General features: G+C 61.1%; 10 protein-coding genes. 9 read left to right on the plus strand and 1 reads right to left on the minus strand.

The genetic code is table 11. The annotated features are described in order from the left end of the window. The first annotated feature begins 13 nt into the window (after positions 1-13). The gene (locus CKW26_RS19980; RefSeq protein WP_093442434.1) at positions 14-472 is read left to right on the plus strand and encodes a helix-turn-helix domain-containing protein; all 459 of its coding nucleotides are present in this window, start codon (positions 14-16) and stop codon (positions 470-472) included. Positions 473-762: 290 nt separating this feature from the next. Here CKW26_RS19980 and gspI read toward each other — a convergent pair whose 3' ends face one another. Continuing rightward, positions 763-1,149, minus strand: coding sequence for a type II secretion system minor pseudopilin GspI (gene gspI / locus CKW26_RS19985; RefSeq protein WP_095049833.1), 387 nt, complete (start codon positions 1,147-1,149; stop codon positions 763-765). Positions 1,150-1,296: 147 nt separating this feature from the next. On the opposite strand from gspI, the gene gspG reads away from it, so the two are divergent. The 8 genes from gspG to CKW26_RS20025 all read left to right on the plus strand — a co-directional run bounded on the left by gspG (position 1,297) and on the right by CKW26_RS20025 (position 11,299). Further along, positions 1,297-1,755 (plus strand): type II secretion system major pseudopilin GspG, encoded by a 459-nt coding sequence (gene gspG / locus CKW26_RS19990; protein WP_095049834.1) that lies wholly within the window; start codon positions 1,297-1,299, stop codon positions 1,753-1,755. A gap of 8 nt (positions 1,756-1,763) precedes the next feature. Next, positions 1,764-2,723, plus strand: coding sequence for a type II secretion system minor pseudopilin GspK (gene gspK / locus CKW26_RS19995; protein WP_095049835.1), 960 nt, complete (start codon positions 1,764-1,766; stop codon positions 2,721-2,723). Then, complete coding sequence (gene gspL, locus CKW26_RS20000; RefSeq protein WP_095049836.1) at positions 2,720-3,898, plus strand: type II secretion system protein GspL; 1,179 nt, start codon at positions 2,720-2,722, stop codon at positions 3,896-3,898. Before gspK ends, gspL begins: the two co-directional genes overlap by 4 nt. Continuing rightward, a complete protein-coding gene (gspM, locus tag CKW26_RS20005) occupies positions 3,891-4,439 on the plus strand; it encodes a type II secretion system protein GspM (RefSeq protein WP_095049837.1) in 549 nt (182 codons plus the stop codon). The genes gspL and gspM overlap by 8 nt, the downstream gene beginning before the upstream one ends. Continuing rightward, on the plus strand, positions 4,436-6,808 hold the full coding sequence (gspD, locus tag CKW26_RS20010) for a type II secretion system secretin GspD (protein ID WP_095049838.1): 2,373 nt from the start codon (positions 4,436-4,438) through the stop codon (positions 6,806-6,808). The genes gspM and gspD overlap by 4 nt, the downstream gene beginning before the upstream one ends. Positions 6,809-6,959: 151 nt before the next feature. After that, positions 6,960-8,366: a type II secretion system ATPase GspE gene (gene gspE / locus CKW26_RS20015; RefSeq protein WP_095049839.1), complete on the plus strand. Its 1,407-nt coding sequence runs from the start codon at positions 6,960-6,962 to the stop codon at positions 8,364-8,366. Continuing rightward, positions 8,366-9,577 carry a type II secretion system inner membrane protein GspF gene (gene gspF, locus CKW26_RS20020; protein WP_016985711.1) on the plus strand — a complete coding sequence of 404 codons (1,212 nt, stop codon included), beginning with the start codon at positions 8,366-8,368 and terminating at the stop codon, positions 9,575-9,577. The genes gspE and gspF overlap by 1 nt, the downstream gene beginning before the upstream one ends. A gap of 612 nt (positions 9,578-10,189) precedes the next feature. Further along, the gene (locus CKW26_RS20025; protein ID WP_095049840.1) at positions 10,190-11,299 is read left to right on the plus strand and encodes a substrate-binding domain-containing protein; all 1,110 of its coding nucleotides are present in this window, start codon (positions 10,190-10,192) and stop codon (positions 11,297-11,299) included. The last annotated feature ends 102 nt before the right edge of the window (positions 11,300-11,401 follow it).

Genomic DNA, 11,401 nt, shown 5'->3' on the forward strand with positions numbered 1-11,401 from the left:
ACCAGGGGGACACATGACCGATGAGGAAACCCTTAGCCAGGCAGAAGCGATCTGCCAGACGCTAAGACGAGACGATGATGGCGTGCGGCGCGAAGTCCTGGCGCACGCCGGTAGCCGCTGGTCACTGGGTATCCTGCATGCCTTGGGTGTGTACGGCACGATGCGTCATGCCGAGATCAAACGGCAAATGACGGGCGTGACTCAGCGCATGTTGACCAAGACGCTGCGTGCGCTGGAACGCGATGGTCTGCTGATACGGCGGGAGTTGGATCAAGTGCCGCCCCATGTTGAGTATGAGCTGACGGCGTTGGGTATGGAGCTGTTGGTTCGCATGTCGCCGATTTGGACTTGGGTTGTGGAGCACGTGGATGATTTTCGCGAGGCGCGCCGGGTGTTTGATGGTCAGAGTGGGAAAAAGCCTGCTTGGCAGGTTCCGGTGGTGGGGCTGGTTGATTTGGATGGGGCTGATTGAATGGTTGCTTTGGTTCAGGCCATTGCGCAGAACGTGGCGAGTCTGTTGCCGGGTTTGGGGGCTTGCGATTAGAAGCAGCCCTCACCCCAGCCCTCTCCCGGAGGGAGAGGGGGCCGACCGAGGTGTCTTGCGGGGTACGTCGACCTGGAAGATTTTGGCGATTATGGCTTGGGTGAAGGATCTTCGATTTGGCTTTGTGAGCTTGGCAATTGTGGATTCAATGAATGGCTTTCAAGTCGGTGCAGCTCTCGAATATCCCCCAATCGGTTCCCTCTACCACTGGGAGAGGGCTAGGGTGAGGGGCTTTCGGTTCGGGACAGCAAAGTCTCAAGCCTGGCCAACGGCGGAGCATCCTGGTTGCGGTCAAATACCTGAATGCCAATCTTGAGTAAGCGGCCGTTTTCGGCTGCGCTGATCAGCTGTTCACAGCGCAACAACAACCGCCCCTGATCGCAGTCCTGAGCTTTCATCCCCATCGGCAACTTCCCTTCCAACCGCAACTCAGCCATCCGACTCTGCGCCGCAATCATCGCCACCGACCGATCCCTTAAAACCCCGCTACTCTGCGTCATCAACCCCGCCACCCGCACAGCCGCTGACATCGCCACGGCAATAATCGCCAGCGCCACCAGCACCTCAATCAACGTGAAACCCTCTTCCCGCGAACGCGCACGCATAAACCGCCCAAAACCAAAACCCAGCCCTCGACGCTAACCCGCGTCCTTGACGGCTTGACGACGAAAACACCCGAGGATTTTCAACATCACTGACATATCTTCTTGCAACACTGCGCGTCGAATCGAATCAAGCCAGGGAATGTCGAGATGGATATCGCACCTTTCAAATCGCGTCAGCAACCGATGCGCACGCCGCGTGGGCAGCATGGTTTTACCCTGATCGAGATCATGGTGGTCGTGGTGATTCTGGGGATTTTGGCGGCGATGGTGGTGCCCAAGGTGCTCGACCGGCCGGATCAGGCGCGGGCGACGGCGGCGAAGCAGGATATTGGTGGGTTGATGCAGGCGTTGAAGTTGTATCGCCTTGATCACGGTACTTACCCGAGCATGAACCAGGGGCTGAAGGTGTTGGTGGAGCGGCCGGCGGATGCGAAGAACAGCAATTGGCGCTCGTACCTGGAGCGCTTGCCTAACGATCCGTGGGGGCGTCCTTATCAGTACCTCAACCCTGGCGCGAATGGCGAGATCGACATCTTTTCCCTCGGTGCCGACGGTCAGCCGGACGGCGACGGCGTGAATGCCGATATCGGTTCCTGGCAGTTGTAAGGCCGGCCATGAACAGCCGCTCGCCTGAGGGGGCGAAGCAACAGGGCATGGCGATTATCAGCGCGTTGTTGATTGCGGCCGTGGTGGCGGTGATTGCGGCGGGCATGTTGACGCGCCAGAGCGTGTCGACCCGGGCGCTGGAGGCGGATCAGCAGCGTGTGCAGGGGCGTTGGCTGGTGCAGGGCGGGCTTGAGATCAGTCGTCAATTACTTTGGGATGCGCGTCAGCGCGATCCGTTGACGCGGCTCGATCAGCCGTGGGCGCAGCGTCTCTCCGCGCAAGGTTTTGAAGGGCGGCTGGAGGATGAGCAGGGCAAGTTCAACCTGCGCAATCTGGTGGCCAATGAGCGTGTCGATGAGGCGCAGGTCGCGGCGTTTCAGCGCTTGTGCGAGTTGATCGGGGTCAGCGCCGGTTTGAGTCAGCGCATCAGTCAGCGGGTGATTGCCTCTTATCCGCGACTGCTGAATCCGCAGATAGCCGAGGCGCCGAAAAGCGGTTTCGACAGTGGCCGCGCGACCTCGCCCAACGCTTCACACAAACCGCAAAAACCGACGTTGCCGATGCTGCGCAGCATCGATGATTTGCGCAGTGTCTACGGCGTGAATGAGGCGGTGATGGGCAAACTGGCGCCGTACCTGACGGTGATCCCCGCGACGACCTGGCTCAATGGCAATACGGCCACCGCGCCGGTTTTAGCGGCTTATGTACCGGGGCTGTCGCTGGAGCGTGCCAATGCGCTGATTGCTGAGCGCGATGCCGGGCGCTGGTTTATCAACCGTGGTGATTTTGTTAACCGCTTGCGCATGCCGCAATTGGAACTGACCAGCGTCAAGGTCGGCATTACCAGTGACTGGTTTCGCCTGCGCGGTGAGGCGCGGCGTGATCAGCGGCGGGTCAGTCTTGAGGCGTTGTTGCATCGCAGTCAGGACCGCTTACCGCAGGTGATCTGGTCGCGGGTGGGCGTATGAGCCAGTTGAAAGTGGCGTTGCCGCCCTTGGCGGAACTGGATCTGCACAGTGAATTGTACTGTGCTTGGCTGGATCGTCAGGGCCAGGTCACGCGGGAAGAACGCCACACTCTCAGCCAGTTGAGCCAGCAGTCGAAACTGCCGCCGCTGGTGTGTTTTCTGCACCCGGCTGACAGCCTGTTGGCGAGTCTCGATTTACCGCCGCTGCCTGCGAACAAGATTGTCGCGGCGGTGCAGTGTGCGGCGCAGGCATTGATGCTGGGCGACAGCAGCGAGATGCACATCGCGCACAGTTCGCGGGACGAGGCCGGGCAGGTGCAGATCGCCTGGGCGCCGCGGCAGCACTTGTTGCGCTTTGGCCAGTTGCTGAAAAGCGCCGGGCTGAACCTGCGTGGTCTCTACCCGGCGCCGTACCGTTTGCCGGTGCTGCCCGGCACCGTGGCGTGCGTGCAGGACGGGCATTTGTTGCTGCGCGATAGCGTACAAGCGGCGCGGGTGCAGCCGTTGTTCGATGACGGTTTTGACGGTGTTGTGTGGGAACCGGGCGTCACTTTGCATTGGATCGGTGAGCAACCGCCGCCGGGTGCTGAACTGCCGATGGCGGGTGTGCAGCGCTGGACCGGGCCGCTTCCGGGTTGGGGGCTGCATGGCGCGGTCCAGCAACAACAAACCGAGCATCGCGGCTGGGGCAGGGCGATCGCCCTGTCAGCGTTGGCCGTGGCCATTTGGGTGATCGGTTTGAACCTTTACGCCGCTCGCGAGGCCGGGCAGGGCCAGCAGTTGAAAACCCAGATGAACCTGCGGGTAAAGCAGGCGTTTCCCGAGTTGCCGGTGATTCTCAACCCGTTGCAACAGGCTCGCCAGCAATTGGCGGCGCGGCAGAAGGGCGCGGCGGATGATCCGGCGCAGACCTTCAATCGTTTGGTGTTGCAGGCCGGTAGTGGCATGCCGTCGATGGCCGGCAGTGTCGAGCGGCTGACGTTTATCGACGGCGTCTTGCAACTGAGTCTGCTGAGTGAAGCCCGTCGCGGCGGCAATGATCAGGAGTGGCAAAGTACCTTGGCCCAGGCCGGTATCAGCGTTACGGCGGATGACGAGGGCTGGACCTTGCGTCCGGCCACTGAAGCCAGCCCAAGCGACAGCGATGACAACGGCGGAGCAGAAGAAGATGAATAAGGCCTCGCTCGCGCTCTATCGCGCCAAGTGGCAACGCTTTAACGCTCAGGTGCAGGCCCGTTGGCAGCCGTTGGCGCTGCGCGAAAAACGCATGGTTGGCGGTATGGCTGTAGCGCTGGTGGGCCTGCTGCTGTGGGTTGCGCTGATCCAGCCACCGCTGAAGAAAATCGCTTATTGGGAAGCCGAGACGCCAAAGCTGCGCGCTCAGACTGAAGCGCTGGAAGTATTGCTGCGTGAAGTCAGCGTGCGTCCCGCCGGGCAAAGCGTGGCGCAGTCGCTGGAGCAGACTCTGCAGGCCAGCGGCCTCGCCGGGCACTATCAGTTGCAAGCCGGGGAGGCGGGCGCTTGGCAGTTGACCTTCGACGCGGCACCGGCCGACGCCGTGCTCGACTGGCTGTTGAGCAACCCGGCACAACTTTCTCTGCAAGTGGTCGAGGCCCGTTTGCAACGCGCAGACAACCCCTCGACCGAAGTCACCGCCGGCACTTTGTCAGGCACCGTTCGCATGGATCAGGCGCTGGGCGCTAAGGAAGCTTCATGAAGGGGTCAGGATCCAAACCGGCACGTCTGGCGTTGCCGATGCTGCTGATGGCGTTGAGCGCGTGCAGCAACACCACCACACCGCAGAATCAGCCGCCGTTGCTGGTCGACAGCGAGCTGGGCCGGCCGCTGGCCAACACCCAGCGCAGCGGCGACGCGGTGCTCGATCGCGAGCGCGCGCAGGCTCAGGCGCGACCTGTGCCGAAGCAATTGCACAACATCACCCAGCGTGCGCGCAGCGGTGCGGCGGCGTCGGGCATTGCCTTGCCGAGTAATCCTCTGGGCGATCAACCGGTGACGCTGAATTTTGTCGACGCGGATATTCAAGCGGTGGTGCGGGCGTTGTCGCGTTCGACTGGGCAGCAGTTTCTGGTCGATCCTCGGGTCAAGGGCACGTTGACGCTGGTCTCGGAAGGTCAGGTGCCGGCGCGGCAGGCTTACGACATGTTGCTGGCGGCGTTGCGCATGCAGGGTTTTAGCGTGGTCGATGTTGGCGGTGTGGCGCAGGTGGTGCCGGAGGCGGATGCGAAGTTGCTTGGCGGGCCGATTTACAGTGCCGACAAACCGGCCGGTAACGGCATGCTCACGCGCACGTTTCGTCTGCAATACGAGAACGCAGTCAACCTTATTCCGGTGCTGCGGCCGATCGTTTCTCCGAACAATCCGATCAACGCCTATCCGGGCAATAACACCATCGTCATCACCGACTACGCCGAGAATCTGACCCGCGTTGCGCAGTTGATTGCGAGCATTGATTCACCGAGCGCGATCGACACCGATGTGGTGCAGATCCAGAACGGCATCGCTGCCGACATTGCGCCGATGGTGGCGGATCTGCTCGATGCGCCGGGCAATGATCCGACGCAGAAAATCGCGGTGATTGGTGATCCGCGTTCCAACACCATCATCATTCGCGCTGGCAGCCCGGAGCGTACGGAGCTGGCGCGTAATCTGATCTACAAACTGGATAACGCGCAGAGCAATCCGAGCAATTTGCATGTGGTTTATCTGCGTAACGCGCAAGCGGCGAAACTGGCGCAGGCCTTGCGCGGTTTGCTCACCGGTGAGAGCGACAGCGGCACTAGTGACAGTGCGCGTTCTGTGCTCAGTGCGATGGGTGCAAGCACTGGCGGCAGCGCTGGACAGAATGGCCAGAGCGGCACGCAAACCAGCGGCAGCACCTCGACCACCAACAGCAGCGGCAGCACGGGTGGCAGTTACGCGCAGGGCAGCAGTGGCAGCGCAACCGGCAGCGGCGGTACGCAGAACAGCGAACAGAACGTCGCCTTCAGTGCCGGCGGCGTGACCATTCAGGCTGACGCCACCACCAACACTTTGCTGATTTCCGCGCCGGAGCCGTTGTATCGCAACCTGCGCGAGGTGATTGATCTGCTCGACCAGCGCCGCGCGCAAGTGGTGATCGAAAGCCTGATCGTCGAAGTCGGCGAGGACGATGCCAGTGAGTTCGGCGTGCAGTGGCAGACCGGCAACCTCGGTGGCAATGGCGTGATCGGTGGCGCGAATCTGGGTGGCTCGGGGATCAACGTCAGCGGCAAAACCAGCATCGACGTACTGCCGCAGGGTTTGAACCTGGGTTACGTCAACGGCACTGTCGACATCCCCGGCATCGGCAAGATTCTCGACCTGAAGGTGCTGGCCCGCGCCTTGAAAAGTAAGGGTGGCACCAACGTGCTGTCGACGCCGAACCTGCTGACCCTCGACAACGAAGCGGCAAGCATTTTTGTGGGGCAGACCATCCCGTTTGTCAGCGGCAGTTACGTCACTGGCGGTGGCGGCACCAGCAATAACCCGTTCCAGACCGTGACCCGTGAAGAAGTGGGTTTGAAGCTCAATGTGCGCCCGCAGATTTCCGAGGGCGGCACGGTCAAGCTTGATATCTATCAGGAAGTCAGCAGCATTGATGAGCGGGCTTCGGCCAGTGCCAATTCGGCGGGGATTGTCACCAACAAACGCGCGATCGACACCAGCATTCTGCTTGATGACGGGCAGATCATGGTGCTCGGCGGTTTGCTGCAGGACGGCTACAGCCAGAGCAATGACTCGGTGCCGTGGCTGGGCGACATTCCGGGGATCGGCGCCCTGTTTCGCAACGAACGCCGAGCGATCACCAAGACCAACCTGATGGTGTTTCTGCGCCCGTACATCATCCGCGACAGCGAAGCGGGGCGCAGCATCACGCTGAACCGCTACGACTTTATGCGCCGCGCCCAGGGTGGGTTGCAGCCGGAACGCAGCTGGGCGATGCCGGACATGCAGGCGCCGCAGTTGCCGACGGCGGCGCAAGGTGTGCCGGCGGTGTTACCGAGCTCCGGCCCACGCGCAACCATTAAAGCGGTGCCGATCCAATGACGCCGACATCGCCCCTTGATCTGGAAAACGGACCTGTAGGAGCTGCCGAAGGCTGCGATCTTTTGATCTTGCTCTTCGACGGACCCAAACGTCCAAAGATCAAAAGATCGCAGCCTTCGGTAGCTCCTACAGGGATTGGGGAGGGCTTGAGATGAGCGCGCTGCCTTACGCCTGGGCCAAGGCGCAGCGGATTTTGTTGTGCGATGGCGTGTTGACCGTGTGCCCGTCGACGCCGGGCTGGTCGATCAGCGAGGCGCGGCGTCAGTTTGGCGCGACCACGATTCAGCGGGTGCGCGATGATGAGCTGGATGGCTTGCTTGCCAGCGCTTATGCCGACACGGGCAGCGCGGCGGCAGTGGTCGGTGCGGCGGAAAACGAAGTCGACCTCGACCGCCTGATGCAAGACATGCCGGAAATCACCGACCTGCTCGACACCCAGGACGGCGCGCCGGTGATTCGCATGATCAACGCCTTGCTCACCCAGGCCGCGCGCGACGAGGCCAGCGACATTCACATCGAACCGTTCGAAACCCATTCAGTGGTGCGCTATCGCGTCGACGGCACGCTGCGCGATGTGGTCTCGCCGCGCAAGGCGTTGCACGGTGCATTGGTGTCGCGGATCAAGATCATGGCCCAGCTCGACATTGCCGAAAAACGCTTGCCGCAGGACGGGCGCATCGCGTTGCGCGTGGCCGGGCGTCCGATTGATATTCGTGTTTCCACGGTGCCAACCGGACATGGCGAAAGGGTGGTGATGCGTCTGCTCGACAAACAGGCCGGGCGCCTGCATCTGGAAACCCTCGGCATGGACGCGCAGGTGTTGGCCAAACTCGATCACCTGATCCGCCAGCCCCACGGCATCGTTTTGGTCACCGGGCCAACCGGCAGCGGCAAAACCACCAGCCTCTACGCGGCACTGGCACGGCTCGATGCGAGTACCAGCAACATCCTCACCGTGGAAGACCCGGTGGAATACGACTTGCCGGGGATCAGCCAGATTCAGGTCAACGCCAAGATCGACATGACTTTTGCGTTGGCGCTGCGAGCAATCCTGCGGCAAGACCCGGACATCATCATGATCGGCGAAATCCGCGATCTCGAAACCGCGCAAATCGCCGTGCAGGCCTCGCTGACCGGACATTTGGTGCTGGCGACCTTGCACACCAATGACGCAGTGTCGGCGGTCAACCGCTTGATCGACATGGGCGTCGAGCCGTTTCTGCTGGCGTCGTCAATGCTCGGGGTTTTGGCGCAGCGACTGGTGAGGCGGTTGTGCAATCAATGCAAGGAAGAAGACCCCACCGCGCCCGGCACCTGGCGCCCGGTCGGCTGCCCGGAGTGCAATCAAACCGGCTACAGCGGCCGCACCGGCATCCACGAATTGTTTTGCATCGACGACGACATCCGTACCCTGATCCACCAAGGGGCGGGGGAGCAGGCCTTGCGCGCCTCGGCGGCCAAGGCCGGGATGTTCAGCCTGCGTGAGGACGGTGAACGCTGGATCCGCAGCGGCGCCACTGCCCCTGAAGAAATCCTCCGTGTGACACGGGACGCCTGATGAATCGCTATCGTTTTGAAGCCGCCGATGCCACCGGCAAGATCGAATCCGGGCACCTTGAGGCGGACAGCCAGGCTGCCGCGTTCACAACATTACGCGGGCGCGGGTTGACCGCGTTATCGGTGCACAAGGAAAGCAACGTCGCCCAGCACGGCGGCGGTGGATTGTTCAGCGCCAAGCTCTCGGACAATGACCTGGCCTGGGCCACGCGGCAACTGGCGAGTCTGTTGGGCGCGAGTCTGCCATTGGAGGCAGCGCTGAGTGCCACGGTCGAGCAGGCCGAGAAAAAGCACATTGCCCACACCCTAAGTGCCGTGCGCGCGGATGTGCGCAGCGGTATGCGACTGGCGGAATCACTGGCGGCGCGGCCACGGGATTTCCCCGAGATCTATCGCGCGTTGATTGCCGCAGGGGAAGAGTCCGGTGATCTGGCGCAGGTCATGGAGCGGCTGGCCGACTACATCGAAGAACGCAACAACCTGCGCGGCAAGATTCTCACCGCGTTTATCTATCCCGGTGTGGTCGGGCTGGTGTCGATCGGCATTGTGATTTTCTTGCTCAGCTACGTGGTGCCACAGGTGGTCAGCGCGTTTTCCCAGGCGCGGCAGGATTTGCCGGGCTTGACCTTGGCGATGCTCAACGCCAGTGATTTCATTCGCAGTTGGGGCTGGCTGTGCGCCGGGATCATGGCCGGCGCGTTTTGGAGTTGGCGTCTGTATTTGCGTAATCCAGCGGCGCGCTTGAGTTGGCATCATCGAGTGCTGAAGTTGCCGTTGTTCGGGCGTTTTATCCTTGGCCTGAACACTGCGCGTTTCGCCTCGACGCTGGCGATTCTCGGCGGCGCCGGGGTTCCGCTCTTGCGTGCACTGGAAGCGGCGCGGCAGACATTGTCCAATGATCGCCTGAGCCTGAGTGTCACTGAGGCCACGGCCAAGGTGCGCGAGGGCGTCAACCTGGCAGCAGCGTTGCGGGTGGAAAATGTCTTCCCGCCGGTGCTGATTCACCTCATCGCCAGCGGTGAAAAAACCGGTTCATTGCCACCGATGCTCGAGCGCGCAGCGCAAACCCTGTCGCGTGATATCGAACGGCGAGCGATGGGCATGACCGCGTTGCTGGAGCCGCTGATGATTGTGGTGATGGGCGGGGTGGTGCTGGTGATTGTGATGGCGGTGTTGCTGCCGATCATTGAGATCAACCAACTGGTCCAGTAGCCGGTTTTGATGGTGTCTGATCGGGCCCCTTCGCGAGCAGGCTCGCTCCCACAGTGTTCTGTGTTGTGAAGTCAATTGCATTCGATCATTGAGAGCACTGAGTTGATCCAGTAGTGGTGTGTCAGATGTTTTTAGGGTGTCTGACCTGGCCTCATCGCTGGCAAGCCAGCTCCCACAGGTTCTTGTGTTGTGTCGCAGATCGCATTGACAACATGGCTCCTTGTGGGAGCTGGCTTGCCAGCGATGGGGCCAGTCAGGGCAACAAATAATCCATATTTTTTTCCAGCACTTCAGCATCACCCGACCCTCAAAAGAACCATCCTCGGGTTCTCCTTTCTGTCATCTGCAACCACCCGCCAACGCCTCCAGCCCGATTCCGCCAAACCCCCGATCCAGACGCTGCGCAGCATCCGACAAACACCCGAGAAAATCCCTTCGGAAACACCGCTCACCTCCCGAGGTTTTTTCCTTTATCTGTCACCGGAAACTGCGAATTTCTCAGTGCGACTTAACCAAGGCCAACGCTAGCGAGGGCCCCGGTGAGTCCTCCCAGTGTCATGCAAGTCACCCGAAAACCTGTGTTCCCAAACCTAGTTGAAAAGGAGATTCTTCATGTTCAAGCGCACTCTGATCGCAGCCTCACTGACCGTCGCCGCTCTGGCATCCGCCCAGGCCATGGCCGTAACCGGTGGTGGCGCTTCACTGCCTGCCGCTCTGTACAAAGGTTCTGCCAACAGCATCCTGCCTGCCAACTTCAGCTACGCCGTAACCGGTAGCGGCATCGGCAAAAGTGCTTTCCTCTCCAACACCGCTTCGCAATTCGGCACCACCGGCACTGTGCACTTCGCTGCCAGCGATTCGATTCTCAACGCTACGGAACTCAGCAACTACACCGCCAACTTCGGTACTTCCTACGGCCCGCTGATTCAGTTGCCATCGGTTGCCACCTCGGTAGCGATCCCTTACAAAAAGACTGGCAACACCACCCTCAACCTGACCAGCGCGCAACTGTGCGACGCCTTGTCCGGTGCCAAGACCACTTGGGGTGAACTGCTCAACAACGACGCCAAAACCGACCCGACCCTGATCCGCGTGGTCTATCGCACGGCTTCCAGCGGCACCACTGAAATTCTCACTCGTCACCTGAACTCGGTGTGCCCTGGCCAGTTCGCCGTCAACACTACCTTTACCAGCGCTCGTCTGGGTGGCTCTCCGCTGCCGGGCAACTGGGTAGGTGTGGTCAACACGGCTGACGTCGCTACCGCCGTGAACGCTGTAAACGGTTCGATCGGTTATGTCGGTCCGGACGGTGTGAACGCGTCGAGCAACGCCGTAGTGGCGCGCATCAACGGTGTTCAGCCTACCAGCGCCAACGTCAATGCTGCCCTGTCATCGGCTGCTCTGCCAGCCACTCCATCCAACCCGGCGCAGTGGGTACCGGTCGTAGCCAACCCAGGGACCGGCTATGCCATGGCGGCCTACACCAACTTTATCTTCGGCCAGTGCTACAAGGACGCCGCTGTTGCCGCTGACGTGAAGGCCTTCCTGACCCAGCACTACAGCACTCCAGGCAACGCTGTTGCTACCGCTGCCCACGGCTTCATTCCGGTTCCAACCAACTGGAAAAACGCTGTGACCGCCAACTTCATCACCAACTCCTCCGGCAACAACCTGGACATCAACAACGCCAGCGTCTGCAACGGCGTGGGTCGTCCTTTGTAAGTCCTGCTACACGCACAATGAAATGGCAGCAGCCTTAGGGCTGCTGCCATTTTTTTTGGCCGATTTACACCTCAATCATGAAGTTTGTGTGACATCCGTTCG

It is taken from the genome of Pseudomonas sp. Irchel s3h9 (genome assembly GCF_900187475.1).
Lineage (GTDB): Bacteria > Pseudomonadota > Gammaproteobacteria > Pseudomonadales > Pseudomonadaceae > Aquipseudomonas > Aquipseudomonas neuropathica.